This is a genomic window from Nocardiopsis flavescens (assembly GCF_900141985.1).
GTDB classification, from domain to species: Bacteria; Actinomycetota; Actinomycetes; order Streptosporangiales; family Streptosporangiaceae; genus Nocardiopsis; species Nocardiopsis flavescens.
This window is the reverse complement of record NZ_FQZK01000003.1, coordinates 125834-140659: the sequence shown is the minus strand read 5'-3', so window position 1 is coordinate 140659 and position 14826 is coordinate 125834. Positions and strand designations below refer to the sequence as shown.

Below are 14826 nucleotides of genomic sequence, written 5' to 3'. Positions count from 1 at the left end.
GCGCTTCAGAACTCACTTTCCACTCTCGCAACAATCGCCTCGGTGAGCCCTGCCCACTTGTGAACGGGCATCGGGTATCTCTACGACCATAACGGAACGTCCCCCACCGCGCCCGTCGGCGGCACCGCACCGACCTCCGGGCGCAGTACAGAAAACGCAGGTCGACCACAGTGAACAGAACGCAGGACATGGCGCGCGCGCTCCGGAGGGCCGAACCGCACCGGCTCATGGAGGCCGTGCGCACCGTGCTCGCGCAGGAGCACGACGTCGTGTCCGCCGAGCTCTACCTCGCGGACTACGGGCTCAAGACCCTGTGCCCGGTCGGAGACCGGCCCGGGTGGGAGGGGCACGGCCACTCCGCCTTCAACACCGTCCCGGGCCGCGTCTTCGGATCCCAGGAGGCGTTCGTGGAGGAGACCGCGCAGGACGGGAGCTGCGCCGTGCACCTGCCCGTCTCCGCGCGCGGCGACCGCCTGGGGGTGCTCACGGTCACGACCGGCCCCGGGACGCGCGTGCGCGGCATCCTGGCCGACCTCGTCGACGCCGCCGAGGCCCTGGGGCACGAACTGCTCGTCGCCGCGCGCGACACCGACCTCTACCGCTCGGTCCGCCGCCGCGAGCGGCTCACCCTGGCGGCGGAGATGCAGTGGGACCTGCTCCCGGGGCGCGGCTACGAGTGCCCCGAGTACACCATCGGCGCCCAGCTCGAACCCGCCTACGACGTCCGCGGCGACAACTTCGACTGGGCGGTGATGCCCGACCGCCTGGAACTCGGCATCACCAACGGCATGGGCGAGGGCATCGAGGCCTCGCTGCTCACGAATCTGGCCGTCAACGCCCTGCGCAACGCGCGGCGCGGCGGCGTCTCCCTGGCCGACCAGGCGGCCCTCGCGGACAAGGCGGTCTACGACCGCCACCGCGGCGAGCGCCACGTGGACTCCCTCCTGCTGGGGTTCGACCCCGGCACCGGGAGGGTCGACGTGGTGGACGCCGGGTCGCCGCGGCTCTACCTCCTGCGCGACGACCGGGTGACCCACATGCCCTTCGAGGCCCAGTTGCCGCTCGGCATGGCCGAGGACACCGTGTACGTCGCCCAGCACTTCCAGGTCGAGCCGGGGGACCGCCTCGTGTTCGCCAGCGACGGGGTCTTCGACACGCTCAACACGAACGGCCGGGAGGCCTTCGGCGACCGCGCCCTGGCCCGCGCCATCCTCGGCACCCGGCTGCTCCCGGGGGCCTCGGTCCCGGAGGAGGTGCTGCGCCACCTCGTCGAGTACCAGGGAGGGCGGCAGGCGGAGGACGACGCCCTGGTCGTCTGCCTGGACTGGAGGGGGCGCCCGTGAGGGGTCCTGACCGCGCGCCGTATCTCCCCTCGGCCACGGTTCCCCCCTCCCCGTGCCCGCGGCCCCCGAACCGGGGGATACTTGTCGGGCGACAATCGAACGGATTCCACGAGGGGGCGCAGAGCCCCTGAGCAAGAGGAGACCCATGACCGACGGACCGCCCGACTCCGGCCTGTCGTCGCCCGACGCGCTGTCGGCGTTCCTGCGCCGGCGCTCGGAGCAGATCGCCCAGCGGTGGGCCGACCTGCCGCTGTTCCAGGCTGTGTTCACCGTCACCCGGGACGAGGCGGTGGAGGCCTCCCACGCCGTGGTCGCCAGCCTCGCCGACGTGGCGGCCGGCGGGCGCCTGGACGACCTGGAGGCCGCGGGCTTCCTCCCGGTCCGCCGGCAGCTGATCGCCATGTCGGGGTCCCGGTCGCGCTCGGGGCTCTCCCTCGCCCAGGTCGACCGCGAGTTCGGGGCCCTGCGCGACGCGGTCCTGGACATGCTCCCGCTCGACCAGGCCGGGCAGGACGAGCGGGGCGGGGACGACCTGCGGCTCCCGCTCGCCACGCTCTTCGGGACGCTGCGCGTGGTCGTCGTGGAGACGATGCTCCAGGAGAACCAGGAGGTCGTGCTGCGCCAGCGCCAGCAGCTCCTGGAGATGACGACCCCGGTGATCAAGCTCTGGGACCGCCTCGTCGCGGTCCCCCTGATCGGGATGCTCGACAGCGCGCGCAGCCAGGTCGTCATGGAGAACCTGCTTGAGGCGATCGTCGAGCACAACGCCACCGTCGCCATCCTGGACATCACCGGGGTCCCCACCGTGGACTCCCTGGTGGCCCAGCACCTGATGAAGACCGTGGCCTCCGCCCGCCTCATGGGCGCCGAGTGCGTGATCTCGGGCATCCGCCCCGCCATCGCCCAGACCATCGTCCAGCTGGGGCTGGACCTGGGCCACGTGACGACCCGGGCCACCCTCGCCGACGCCCTGGAGTGGGCGATGGACCAGCGCGGACGGCGGGACCGGGACCCCCGCCCCCTCGGGTGAGAAGGGTGACAGGAGACATGACGAATCCCTCTTCCATCCCGGTCCTGGACCTCGGCGGCCTGCTCCTGGTCAGCATCCAGGGAGAACTGCCCGACGACGCCGCCGTCGCCCTCCAGGAGGACGTGACGAACGCGGTCGCGAGCACCGGGTCGCGCGGCCTCATCATCGACATCAGCGCCCTGGAGATGGTGGACTCCTTCCTGGCCCGGGTTCTGGCCGAGGTGGCCGCCTCGTCCCGGCTGCTGGCCGCCAGGACCGTCCTGGTCGGCATGCGCCCGGCGGTGGCCATCACCCTGGTCGAACTCGGACTCACCCTGCCGGGGCTGGACACCGCCCGCACGGTCACGGAGGCCGCCGCGGGATTCGGGGTCTCCATCGCCCGCACCGGTGGGCGGGAGGAGTGGGGAGCATGACGTCCGTGCCGGAACGCGCGGAGGCCGTCCGCCTGCCGATCCGCGGGGACGGCGACCTGACGGCGGTGCGCCACCAGGTGCGCGCGCTCGCCCGCGAGCTGGGGTTCGGCCTGGTCCAGCAGACCAAGATCGTCACGGCCGCCAGCGAGCTGGCCCGCAACACCCTGCTGCACGGAGGCGGGGGAGAGGTGGAGGTCGTGCGGCTGGAGGGTCCGAGCGGCCCCGGGCTGAGGGTGAGCTTCACCGACTCGGGCCCGGGCATCCCCGACGTCGAGCGCGCACTCCAGGACGGCTTCTCCACGGCGAACGGGCTCGGTATGGGGCTCGGCGGGGCCAAGCGCCTGGTGCAGGAGTTCGGGATCGAGCAGGCGCCGGGCGGCGGGGCCAGGGTCACCATCGCCTCGTGGGCCGTGTCCCGGCCCGCGGGTTTCGGGGCCTGATGACCCAGGTCTGGGAGGTCCTCGTCACCGACACGACCCGGATCCGCGACGCCGCCCGGGTCGTCTCGGAGGCCGCGCTCGGCCTCGGGCTGGGGCCGGTCCGCACCGACGCCGCGGTCCTCGCCGCCTCCGAGCTGGCCACCAACATGTGCCGCTACGCCGGGGGCGGCCGGTTCGTGGCGGAGGCGGTGGGCGAGCCCTGGGGCTCCGCCCGGGCACTCCAGATCGTGGCGCTGGACCACGGACCGGGGATCGCGGACGTGCCGCGCGCCCTGGGCGACGGCTTCACCTCCTCCGCCGACTCCCTGGGCGCCGGGCTCGGCGCCTGCCGGCGCGCCGCCGACTTCTTCGACCTCCAGAGCACCCCCGGCCGGGGCACGGTGGCGGTGGCCCGCTTCGCCCGCCCGGAGCACCGGGAGCTGTTCGCCGGTCCCGCCCCGGTGGGCGGGCTGCACGCGCCCCTGGACGGTGCCCGCCTGTCCGGGGACGCCCTCGCCTTCCGCAACGACCGGGGCAGGCGGACCGTGATGATGGCGGACGGGCTCGGCCACGGCGCCGCCGCCTCCCAGGCGTCCGAGCTGGCGTCCCGCTTCGTGCTGGGCCGGGGCGGGGACACCCCCGAGGCGCTCCTGCGCGGCATGCACGAGGTCCTGCGCCGCAGCCGCGGGGCGGCCGTGGCCGTCGCGGACATCGACGAGTCCCGCCGGCTGCTCACCTTCTGCGGGGTCGGGAACATCGGCGCCCGGCTGTACCGCGGGGGGAGCTGGCGGTCCCTGGCGTCCCAACCCGGGATCGTCGGGGCCTTCGCCCTGCGCACGCTCCTGCCCGAGCGCCACGGGTGGGAGCCGGGCGACATGCTGGTGCTGCACACCGACGGACTGCCGAGCCGCTGGTCCCCGGACGGGATCGAACGGCTCGGCGCACGCGACGCGGCGGTCACCGCCTCCGTCGTGTTCCGCGACGCGGGCAGCGCCGCCCGCCCCCTGCGCGACGACACCGCGGTCGCCGTGGTCACCCACACCGCCCGACCGGACGGAGCACCCCGATGAGACGCAGCCGCATCGAGATACCCGTGCGCGGGACGGTGGACGCGGCGCTGGCACGCACCGCCGCGGCCCACCTGCTCGACGCCGCGGGCGTCGCGGACGAGGCCGGCCTCGGCTTCCTCGACGCCGTCACCGACCGGGTCCTGGCCGAGGCCGGGTCCGGCGCCGCCAAGCTGGTCGTGGAGCCCGACGCGGCCGGGACCGTCGTCCGGGCCACGGTCCGGGACGGCTCCGGGGCCGACCGCTGGATCGGCGAGCTGGAGCTTCCCGCCCCCGTGGACCCGGACGCCCTCGCACTCCACAGGCCCGACGTGGACACCCGCACGCTCGCGGAGGAGCTGCTGCGCGTGTCCTCGCGCGCCGGCCGCATGGCCTCGCTGGCGGCGGAGCGGGCCCGAGAGCTGAAATGGCACCAGACCGAGCTGGAGGAGACCAACCAGGGCGTGCTCGCCCTGCACGCCGAACTCGCCCAGGCCGGCGACGAGCAGCGGCGGGCCCTGGCCGCGGCGCGGGCCGCCCGGGACGAGGCGGAGACCGCGCGCAGCCGCCTCACCTTCCTGTCCGCGGCGAGCGCGCACCTCATGGCCACCCTCGACCAGCGGGAGCTCTTCGCCCTCGTTCGCGAGCTCATGGTGCCGGACTTCGCCGACGGGGTCCGGGTGTGGGCCCTCCTCGAAGGCGGCGGGCTGGGGCGGGCCGACGGCGCCGCCGACGGGGACGACACCCCGCCGTCCGCCGTGCGGGCCGCCGTCGCCGCGAGCGGGCCCGTCCACGGGGACGGCCGGTCGTGCCTGCCCCTGGTCTCGGGGTCCTCGGTGCTGGGCGTCCTGGAGCTGTACCGCCCGCGGGCCCTCGGCGACGACGAGCTGCTCCTGACCGAACTGGCCCGGCGGATCGCCGTGGCCGTGGACAACGCCCGCCGCTTCGAGCACGAGCGAGACGTGGCCGCCACCCTCCAGCGGGCGATGCTCACCCGGCTGCCGCGGACCCCCGGCATGGAGCTGACCGCCCGCTACCTGCCCGCCGCCCGGGGCATGAACGTGGGCGGGGACTGGTACGACGTCTTCCCCCTGGGGAACGGCGAGTTCATCGGGGTCGTCGGAGACGTGACCGGGCACGGAATCCAGGCCGCGGTCATGATGGGGCAGCTCCGTACGGCCCTGCGCGCCTACGCCCTGGAGGAGCACCGCCCCGCGGCCCTGCTCGCGCGCCTGCACCGCCTGCTCGGCCACCTGGAGCCCGACCTCTTCGCCACGGCCGTCATCGTGCGCTTCCGGCCGGGGCACCCGGAGGTCACGCTCGCGGGGGCGGGCCACCCGCCGCCGCTGTGGCGCGACGCGGACGGCACGGTGCGGACCGTCGACCTGCTCCCCGGCGGAATGCTGGGGCTGCCGATCGACCCCGCCCACACCGACACCACCGTCTCGCTGCCGCCGGGTGCCGCGCTGCTGCTGTACAGCGACGGCCTCGTGGAGCGCCGGGGCGAGTCCATCGACGACGGCATCGGCCGCCTGGTGAAGTGCTTCTCCGGCCTCCCGGCGGGGGAGGGCGGGCCGGACGCGGCGGCCGACGGGCTGCTCGACGCGATGATCACGCAGCAGGACAGCGACGACGACGTCTGCCTGCTGGTGTTCGTCGCCTCGGAGGGGCCGGCCGGGGACGGCCCCGGGCACCGCTGAGAACGCCGAGGGGCCCCCGCGCGGGCGGGGGCCCCTCGCGCCGCCCCCGGCCGGGTGGCGGACCGGCCGGGGGCCGCGGGATCAGATCTCGGTGACGACGGCCTCCCGCTCCAGGCGGGGCAGGCGGTCGAACCAGGCGTCCGGGCCGGGACGGCCGATGTTCATCACCACGAGCGGGCGCAGCGGCGAGTCCTCCCCGAAGAACTCCGCGCGCACGCCCTCGGCGTCGAATCCGGTCATCGGACCGGCGGCCAGGCCCGCCGCGCGCACGCCCACGATGAGGTAGGCGATCTGTAGGAAGGCGTTCTTGACCGCCGTGTCCTCCCGGGCCTCCACGGGCATCCCCGCGAAGTTCTCGCGGGCACCCGGCAGGACCGGGAAGGTCGTCGGGAAGTGCAGGTGGAATTCGGTGTCCGCCGACAGGACGAGCGTCAGCGGGGCCGTCGCGGTCTTGGGCCCGTTGGAGCCCGACATGTGCGGGACCAGGCGCTCGCGGGCCGCGGCCGACCGGACCGCGGTGACGCGCAGCGACTGGAGGTTCATCGCGGTGGGCCCGTACTTCACCAGCTCGTAGACCTCCGCGAGCTGCTCCTCCGTCACCGGCTCGTCCGTGAACGCGTTCGCGGTACGGGCGGCCCGGAACAGGAGGTCCTGGGCGTTCTTGTCGAGTAGCAGCTGGGACATGGCCGTCCTCGGTCGGTCGCGGGTGTGATCAGCGGGAACACCGCGGATCGGGTACACCCGCACCCAACCTCTCTGCCTGGGAAGATATTTCCTAGGCCAGGTAAGTGTGGTCGCCCTCACTCGCCGGAGCGCGCTCGTCACTGCGCTGGCGGGGTATCCGCGGCGCCGGACCCCCCGCCTCGTCCACCCACTGCTCCAGCTGCTTGACGAACGCGCGGGCCTGCACGGGCCAGTGGTAGGAGGTCTGCGCGATGTGGTGGCCGGTCCGCGCCAGCCGGGTCCGCAGGCCCTCGTCCGCGCGCAGGCGCAGCACCGCCTCCGCGGTCGCCGACGGGTCCCGGAACGGGACCACCAGGCCGGCGGGGCCCTCGGGCCGCTCGGTCACCAGCCGGGCCGCCACCGGGCTCGGCGACGTGACCACCGGCAGCCCGTGCGCCATGTACTCCACGACCTTGGTCGGCATCGAGTGCCGGTAGTTGGGGGTGTCGTGCAGCAGGCTGACGCCCGCCATCGCCCCCGCGCACATCCGCAGCGCCCGGTCGTTGGGCACGAACCCGTACCAGGTCAGCGCGTCCTCCTGCTGGGCCTCGCGCAGCATCGGCCGCACCCCCGTGTCGGCGCCGCCGATGATCTCCAGCCGGACGCCGTGCGGGCGCAGCAGCCGCCCCAGCTCGACCATCTCCCGGGCGCCCCGGGCCAGCGACACGTGCCCCAGGTACACGACCCGGTCGTCGCCCGGCGGGCGGGCCGGGGCCTCGGGGACCTCGGTGGTGTTGGGGACCACGGGGTGCTCGCGCCGGAAGCGGGAGCGGTACCCCTCCTCGGCGAGCAGCAGCCTCATCCGCCGCTCGGCCCGGCGCTCCAGGGACCGCACCAGCATCCCCAGCGGGCGGCGGGCCGGCCGGGGCACCCACGGCTTGGTGAGGATGGAGGCCGCGGTGTCCTCGTGCACGTCCCACACGGTCACCGGGCGCTCGGAGGGCAGCGCCATCAGGAGTTCGGGGTCGTGGAAGAGCAGCAGGTCGGCCCGGGGCGCCTGCTCGGCGAGCACGGCCCGCGCCGCGCGCAGGGCGGACAGCCGCTCCCGGCCCGAGGCGCGCGGTACGTCGACCGAGCGCAGCTCGCTCCAGGGCGTCACGCCGCACTCGCGGAAGGGTGCGACATAGGTCACCGTGTGCCCTGCGTCCAGCAGGGCGCGGATCTGCCGGTGCAGGATCCGGGCGTCCTCCGGGTGGTGGACCACCGTGGCCACAAGCGCGTGCATCACATCACCTACCTGGGTCGCCGGTATGGCGCATCTTGAGAAGATGATCCGCTTTTGGGCAGCGGTACCGGCTGTGCGACACGGTATTCACCTGCGGAAACACGCAAAGGTCGGCGGGGTGGACGCCGGGGGTTCAACCGGTGAACCTTGGTGCGACTCCGGATGAACACACGAGGGCGCGCCGTCGGACACAAGGTGTCCGGGACGGCGCGCCCCCGGTCGTGGAGCCCGTTGCCGCTGCTCTAGAGGACCTGGATCCCCTCGCGCTGGGTGTACCGGCGGCCCTGGGCGGGCACCACCGCGGGGTCCTCGCCCCGCGGGGTGCGGCGCAGCACGCCGCGGGTGTCCAGCAGCAGCCGCGCGTACTCCTCCAGCCGCTTGGGCCGGTACTCGGAGTGGTCGGTGAGCAGGATCGTCAGGTCGGCCTCGGCCAGCGCCCGGTCCAGGTCGGTGGAGCGCTCGATGTCCTCGCCGTCCACCTGCCAGGACTCGACGTGCGGGTCGTGGTAGGTGAGGGTGGCGCCCTTGGCGAGCAGCTTGCGCGCCACCGGGCGGGCCGGGGACTCGCGCTGGTCGGCGATGTCGGCCTTGTAGGTCACGCCCAGGACCAGGACCTTGGACCGCGACAGGGCCAGCCCGGACTCGTTGAGCAGCTCCTGCGCGCGCTGGATGACGTAGGACGGCATCCGGCCGTTGATCTCCTGGGCCAGCTCCACGAACCGGAACGGGTACCCCAGGGTCTTGACCTTGTACGACAGGTAGTTCGGGTCGATCGGAATGCAGTGGCCGCCCACGCCCGGACCGGGGTAGAACGCCTGGAAGCCGAACGGCTTGGTGGCCGCCGCCGCGATCGAGTCCCACAGGTCGACGCCCAGCTCCTGGCAGAAGATGGCCATCTCGTTGACCAGGGCGATGTTGACGTGCCGGTAGGTGTTCTCCAGCAGCTTGGCCATCTCGGCCTCGCGGGTGCCCCGCGCCCGCACGACGGAGTTCACGAACCGGCCGTAGAACTCGGCCGCCGCCTCGCCGCACTCGGGCGTCAGGCCGCCCACGACCTTGGGGGTGTTGGCCACGCCGAAGGTCGGGTTGCCCGGGTCGATCCGCTCGGGCGAGAACGCCAGGTGGAAGTCGGCGCCGGCGACCAGGCCGGACTCCTCCAGGAGGGGCCGCACGACCTCGTCGGTGGTGCCCGGGTAGGTGGTCGACTCCAGGATCACCAGGGTGCCGGGGCTCAGGTGCGCGGCGATCGACCCGGCGGCGGCGGTGACCGCGCCCAGGTCGGGGCCGCCCTCGGGCGACAGCGGCGTGGGAACGCAGATGACGATGGTGCGGGCGGTGGCCAGGACCGACGGGTCGGTGCTCGCCGTGAACCCGCGCTCCAGCATGGCGCGCACGTCCGCTTCGGACAGGTCGTCCACGTGCGACGCCCCGCCGTTGAGGCCCTGGACGACGCGCTCGTTCACGTCGAGGCCGGTGACCTTCAGGCCTGCGGCGCTGGCCTCGGCGGCCAAGGGCAGGCCGACGTAGCCGAGACCGATGATGACGAGATCGCCGGTCGCCGCGGGGGACTGCTCGGGTGCAGGTGCTGGGTTGGAGTTTGCGGCATCCACTTCGTGGTCACACTCGCATTCGTTTCGTGAACGGGCGCACTTCATCGAGGACAGCCGGGAACGTCACTGTTCGGGACGCTCGAGTGTAGATAGCTGTTGTCCGCGATCACGGGATCTGGCCTGGTTCGGACATTTTCCGGATAAGGGCCCGGTACGCGTGGTCGTAGCGGTAAACGGCCCCGGTCCATGTGCGGTTCGCGCCGATAAGGCTGCGACCTGCGAGACCGTAGGCCTCTCGCCTTTCACGACTGTAGGCGAGTTTTGTCAGGACATCTGCGAGACCTGCCGATTCGCCCGGAGGAATTAACTCTCCGGTCACTCCAGGTTCCACGATCTCTCGCAATGCCGGAAGATCACTGGCCACAACCGGCAACCTTCCGGCCATGGCCTCCACGGGTTTGAGCGGGGTCACCACCCGGCACACGCGGTCGTCGCGCCGTGGCACGGCGAACACGTCCATCGCGGCGTGGTGCTCGCGGACCCGGCCCGCGGGGACCCGGCCGGGGAAGTGGGCCGCGCCCGCCAGCCCCAGCTCCGCGGCGCGGGCGCGCAGCGACGCCAGTTCGGGGCCGTCGCCGACGACCAGGGCGTGCGCGGCCTCGCCGGCCCCGCGCATGCGGGCCACGGCCTCCAGCAGCGTGTCCAGCCCCTCGTAGCCGTAGCAGCTGGTGGTGGTGCCGACCACGAACTCCCCGGGGCCGATGCCCCACTCCTCGCGCACCGCGGTCCCCGCGGGCAGCGGCTCCAGGAACGACTCGTCCACCGCGTTGGGCACCACCAGCAGCCGCTCGGACGGGACGCCGCGCGCCTCGATGTCGGCGCGCATGGCCTCGCCCAGGGTCACGACCAGGTCGGCGGCGAGCATGCACTCCGTCTCCCGTGCCCGCTCCGAGCGGTAGAAGGCGTCGTCCACGCTCCGCGACGGGTCGCGCGAGAGCCACGACTCCTCCAGGAACCCCCGCACCTCGTACACCACGGGCAGGCCGAACCGGTGCCCCAGGGCGAGCGCCAGCCGGGCGTTGCGGTGGTTGCTGGCCGCGTGCAGCACGTTCGGGCGCAGCCGTTCCACCAGCTCGGACGCGAGCCTCAGCCCCGCCGCCAGCTCCTCCTCGGGGTTGGCCGGGGCCGTCCACGGCAGCAGCCGGTGGTAGGGGATCCCGTCCACGCGCACCAGCGTGCGCGCGTCCCCGCTCCCCTTGTCCACGGGGTGGCCGACCCGGCTCACCACGTGCACGTCCATGCCCGCCTCGCGCTGGGCGACGGCGATCCGGTGGGTGCGCTGGGTGTATCCCGCGTTGGTGTGCGGCAGCGCGTTGGTGACCAGATGCAGGACGCGCACACCCGATCCGTCCACCGCCCCACCGGGGGGCGATGCGAGCCGTTCACCCGCCTCGGCTTCCGGTCGCCGAGCGTTCACCGTGTCTTCGGGCCGCGTTGGGGCATCGCGGGTTAACGTGATCCCGTGGTGGACGGGCGACGGGGACGGGGACGCTGCGACGGCCCGCCCCGTGGCCAGGTCCGTCCGGTGGACGGCCCGGTCGCGGACCGGGCCCGGGGGAAGGCGTTCGATCAGTTCGCGCGCCGTCCCGGCGTCCCCGGCGGCCAGGCAGGCCGCCACCAGGCGCCCCAGCGTGCGGGGTCCGGCGCCGGACGCCGCGGCGAGGACCGCCTCGCGGGCCTCGGCACGGCGGCCCTCGTCCCACAGGGCGTAGGCGCCGGCGGACCCGCCCACCCGGACGGCCGCGCCGCGCGCGGCGCGCCGGACCGGCCCCGGCATCAGCCGCAGCGCGAGCAGCGGCGTGCGGGCGGGATCGGAGCGCAGGTGGCGCCAGGCCGTCGAGGCGGTGAACGTCGCCGCCCGCAGCCTGCGGGTCCGGGGACGGGGCACTTCGGAAACAGGGATGTCATGCACGGTCAGTCACCCAACCATGTGGATGTGGCCGGGCGGTGACACCACGGCGACACGGACGGGACGTCCCGGCGAGGAACGTCCCCCCGGGCCGCCACGGTCCCACCGGAACCGGTGGGGCCGACGACGAACAGAAGGAGACCAGAGAGCCGTGGCAGCGAGCGCCCCCCTGGGCAGTCGGGACACCGCGATCGTTCACGTCGTCGGTGCCCGGCCCAACTTCGTCAAGGCCGCCCCCGTCGTCTCCGCCCTGCGCGAGCGCGGCGCCCACCAGGCGGTGGTGCACACCGGGCAGCACTACGACGACCGCATGTCCGCGGTGTTCTTCCGCGACCTGGGCCTGCCCACCCCCGACGTCGACCTGGGCGTGGGGTCGGGCTCGCACGCGGCCCAGACCGCGGCGCTCATGGTCGGCCTGGAGCAGGAGTTCACCGCCCGGCGCCCCGGCGCGGTCGTCGTGTACGGCGACGTGAACTCCACGGTCGCCGCGGCCCTGGTCGCCGCCAAGCTCCACATCCCCGTGGTGCACGTGGAGGCGGGCCTGCGGTCCTTCGACAACACCATGCCGGAGGAGGTCAACCGCCGGGTCACCGACCAGCTCAGCGACCTGTGCTTCGCCACCTCCCCGGAGGCGATCGGCCACCTGGCCGCCGAGGGCGTCTCCCCGGACCGGGTCCACCTGGTCGGCAACCCCATGATCGACACCCTGCTGGCCAACCTCGACCGGTTCGACGCCGAGGCCCTGCGCGCCCGGCTCGGCCTGCCCGAGCGGTACGTCGCCGCCACCCTGCACCGCCCGGCCAACGTCGACGACCCCGACACGGCGGCCGTGCTGGCCGCCCGCCTGCACGAGATCGCCGACCTCGTCGACGTCGTGATGCCGGTCCACCCGCGCGGCAAGGCCGCGTTCGAGCGCGCCGGGCTGGGCGACCACCCCCGCGTCCACCTGCTCGAACCCCTGGGCTACCTCGACTTCGTGGCCCTGGTGCGGGGCTCCGAGGCGGTCGTCACCGACTCGGGCGGCGTGCAGGAGGAGACCACCGTCCTGGGCATCCCCTGCCTGACGCTGCGCCCCAACACCGAGCGGCCCGTGACCATCACCCACGGCACCAACCGCCTGGTCACCGAGGCCGACCTGCTCCAGGCCGTCACCAAGGTCCTGCACGGCCAGGGCTCCGAGGCCCTCCTCGACACGACCCCGCCCCTGTGGGACGGCCGCGCCGGCGAACGGATCGCCGCGGTCCTCACCCAGTGGACCAGGTGATCCCATGACCCCTCCCCTCCCTCCCCGGAGACCCCCCGGGCCCCGCCTGCCGGCCGACGCGGCCGGTTCCGGCGGTGCTCCCCGGCGGAACCCGGGCGGGCGTCCCGCACAAGGGGCGACACGGCATGAAATGGGCGAATACACCATTTCGCCCTCTTTCGGCGGTACCGTTCCCCGACAGAGGGGCAGGTGAGACGCCGTGCCGTACCAGAACACACCACCGACCGCGCCCCGCGAGCCCGCGACACGGCTCAGCAAGGGCATCCGGACCCGCCCCGGCACCCGCCGCGGGGGGCCCGATCCGACGGGGTGCGCCCGCAAGCGGACCCCGGCTCCGCCGATCCGATCCGAACGCAAGGTGGCAGACCGTGAAACGGCGTGAACAGAGCCAGACCGAACAGCTCAGGCAGGCCCTGGCCGAACGCGAGGCCCAGCTCCAGGAGGCCCGCGCCCGCCTGGCGGCCCTGGAGGACTCCACGTCGCTCCAGGTGGGCCGCGCGCTCACCGCCGCGGCCAAGAAGCCCGGCCGTTCCCTGGTCCGTCTCCCGCGCGACCTCTACCGCCTCTGGCGGCGCAGCGGTTCCACCCGCCACTCCCAGCAGCCGCGGCGCCCCGGCGCCGAGCCGGTCCGCTCCTTCGACGCCGATCGCCAGGAGGCCCGCCTGCTGGCCGGCGCCGCGGGCGGCGCCTCCGACCTGCTCATCGCCGCCACCGTCCTGGGACCGCAGGTCCAGTGCGCGCTGGACCCCTACATCCGCTCGGTCCCGCTGCGGCCCCACGACGCCCAGATCGTCATGGACGGCGTCGATGTCGACCTCGTCCTGGTCTCCGCCTCCGCCGCGGCCCCCGGCTCGCCGTGGGCGCACGTCGGCGACCCCGCCGCGGCCGACCGCACCCGGGCCCTGCACTGGGTGCTGGAGTCCGCGGCCGCGCGGGGCATCCCCGCCGTGCTCCTGGACGACGCTCCCACCGCCCCCGGCCTGCGCGCCCTGGGCTTCACCCGTGTCCACCGCGGTGACGCGGGCGTGCCCCTGCACCTGTTCAACCCGGTCGCCGCCGACCTGGCCGAGGGCCCCGAGGCCGTGTTCGTCCGCGACACCCCGGCCGGGCCGGTCCCCGAGCTCCTCCCGGGCCTGGGCGCCGGAACGGTCGACGCCGACGCCCCCGGCCTGGCCGAGGCCCTGCGCGCCGCGCGCGTCGCCGTGGTCCCCGCCCACGGCCCGCGCACCGAGGCGCTGAGCCGCCGCGCCCAGGCCTGCGGCACCCGGGCCGTCCCGTACGACCGGGTCGCCGAGGAGACCGGGGAGACCGAGGGCCTGGCCGTCACCGTGCCCCGGCTGCGCGCCGCCGCGCCCACCGCGGGCGAGCAGCGGACCATGCTCCGCGAGGTTTTCCTCGCCGACGCCACCCCGGTCCGGCTCGCCGAGATCCTCTCCGGCCTGGACTTCCCGCCCGGCACGCCCGGTCCCGAGCTGCCGCTGCGCGGCCGCGCCGTCGCGGTCCTGGCCGACCCGGCGGGGGAGGCCGACGCCGAGGACCTGGCCGACTCCCTGCTGGCCTCGCGCCTGCGCCCGGCCGAGGTCGTGGTCCCCGACACCGCGGCCCGCCTGCCCGGCGTCCAGCGCCTGCGCGCCGAGGGCGTCACCGTCCGCGCCGCCCGGTTCAGCACCCCGGACACCCCCGAGGAGCTGACCCGGGGCGACGGCGGCGCCGGCCTCGTCGGCGGGCTGAACCCCGACCGCTGGGCCGTCCTGGCCGACCGCGCCACCGCGCCCTGGGCCCACCTGTGGTCCGGCGGCATGGGGCCGGACCGCCTGGCCGACCTGGTGTGCGCCGTGGAGTGCTCCGACGCCGACGCCGTCGGCACCGTCGCGGCCCCGGCCGCCGCGGCGGCCGGGCGCGGCCTCTTCGACCGCCCGGCCGGCGAGCAGTACGTTTTCGTCAGCTCCCTGATTCCGGAGCTGGCCCGCACCGTCCTGGTGCGGCGGGGCTGGAACCCGGCGGAGTGGAACCGCCGAGGCACCCGCCTCCTGGCCCTGGGGCCCGATCACGGCACCGGGACCGACGGCAACGCCCAGGGGCCCGCCCACACCGCGGCGGACGCCCCCACCGGGGCCGTCGGATGACTCCCGGCCGCCATGACC

Annotated in this window: 12 protein-coding genes; 8 read left to right on the top strand and 4 right to left on the bottom strand. The window is 74.6% G+C overall.

The genetic code is table 11. From position 1 onward, the window contains the following. Window positions 1-188: 188 nt before the first annotated feature. The 6 genes from BUE45_RS07290 (at window position 189) to BUE45_RS07265 (ending at window position 5951) form a co-directional block, all read left to right on the top strand. A complete protein-coding gene (locus tag BUE45_RS07290) occupies window positions 189-1343 on the top strand; it encodes a PP2C family protein-serine/threonine phosphatase (RefSeq protein WP_245832877.1) in 1155 nt (384 codons plus the stop codon). 145 nt (window positions 1344-1488) lie between these two features. Continuing rightward, window positions 1489-2373 (top strand): STAS domain-containing protein, encoded by an 885-nt coding sequence (locus BUE45_RS07285; protein ID WP_073376751.1) that lies wholly within the window; start codon window positions 1489-1491, stop codon window positions 2371-2373. 17 nt (window positions 2374-2390) lie between these two features. Then, window positions 2391-2786, top strand: a complete 396-nt coding sequence (locus tag BUE45_RS07280) for an STAS domain-containing protein (RefSeq protein ID WP_073376748.1) — start codon at window positions 2391-2393, stop codon at window positions 2784-2786. Further along, window positions 2783-3226 (top strand): anti-sigma regulatory factor, encoded by a 444-nt coding sequence (locus tag BUE45_RS07275; RefSeq protein WP_073376746.1) that lies wholly within the window; start codon window positions 2783-2785, stop codon window positions 3224-3226. The genes BUE45_RS07280 and BUE45_RS07275 overlap by 4 nt, the downstream gene beginning before the upstream one ends. Beyond that, window positions 3226-4275 carry an ATP-binding SpoIIE family protein phosphatase gene (locus tag BUE45_RS07270; RefSeq protein ID WP_073377408.1) on the top strand — a complete coding sequence of 350 codons (1050 nt, stop codon included), beginning with the start codon at window positions 3226-3228 and terminating at the stop codon, window positions 4273-4275. The genes BUE45_RS07275 and BUE45_RS07270 overlap by 1 nt, the downstream gene beginning before the upstream one ends. Then, window positions 4272-5951 carry a PP2C family protein-serine/threonine phosphatase gene (locus tag BUE45_RS07265; RefSeq protein WP_073376743.1) on the top strand — a complete coding sequence of 560 codons (1680 nt, stop codon included), beginning with the start codon at window positions 4272-4274 and terminating at the stop codon, window positions 5949-5951. Before BUE45_RS07270 ends, BUE45_RS07265 begins: the two co-directional genes overlap by 4 nt. 81 nt (window positions 5952-6032) lie before the next feature. Here BUE45_RS07265 and BUE45_RS07260 read toward each other — a convergent pair whose 3' ends face one another. The 4 genes from BUE45_RS07260 to BUE45_RS07245 all read right to left on the bottom strand — a co-directional run bounded on the left by BUE45_RS07260 (window position 6033) and on the right by BUE45_RS07245 (window position 11286). Beyond that, window positions 6033-6635 carry a malonic semialdehyde reductase gene (locus BUE45_RS07260; RefSeq protein ID WP_073376741.1) on the bottom strand — a complete coding sequence of 201 codons (603 nt, stop codon included), beginning with the start codon at window positions 6633-6635 and terminating at the stop codon, window positions 6033-6035. A gap of 91 nt (window positions 6636-6726) precedes the next feature. Continuing rightward, the gene (locus BUE45_RS07255; protein WP_073376739.1) at window positions 6727-7899 is read right to left on the bottom strand and encodes a glycosyltransferase family 4 protein; all 1173 of its coding nucleotides are present in this window, start codon (window positions 7897-7899) and stop codon (window positions 6727-6729) included. Window positions 7900-8141: 242 nt separating this feature from the next. Then, a complete protein-coding gene (locus BUE45_RS07250) occupies window positions 8142-9509 on the bottom strand; it encodes a nucleotide sugar dehydrogenase (RefSeq protein ID WP_073376737.1) in 1368 nt (455 codons plus the stop codon). Window positions 9510-9615: 106 nt separating this feature from the next. Further along, window positions 9616-11286 (bottom strand): glycosyltransferase family 4 protein, encoded by a 1671-nt coding sequence (locus BUE45_RS07245; protein ID WP_178378488.1) that lies wholly within the window; start codon window positions 11284-11286, stop codon window positions 9616-9618. 283 nt (window positions 11287-11569) lie between these two features. Between BUE45_RS07245 and wecB the strand changes: the two genes are divergently transcribed. Next, window positions 11570-12682, top strand: a complete 1113-nt coding sequence (wecB, locus tag BUE45_RS07240) for a non-hydrolyzing UDP-N-acetylglucosamine 2-epimerase (protein WP_073376733.1) — start codon at window positions 11570-11572, stop codon at window positions 12680-12682. Between the two features lie 368 nt (window positions 12683-13050). Continuing rightward, entirely contained in the window at window positions 13051-14808 is a 1758-nt protein-coding gene (locus BUE45_RS07235; RefSeq protein ID WP_073376731.1) for a hypothetical protein, read from the top strand. The last annotated feature ends 18 nt before the right edge of the window (window positions 14809-14826 follow it).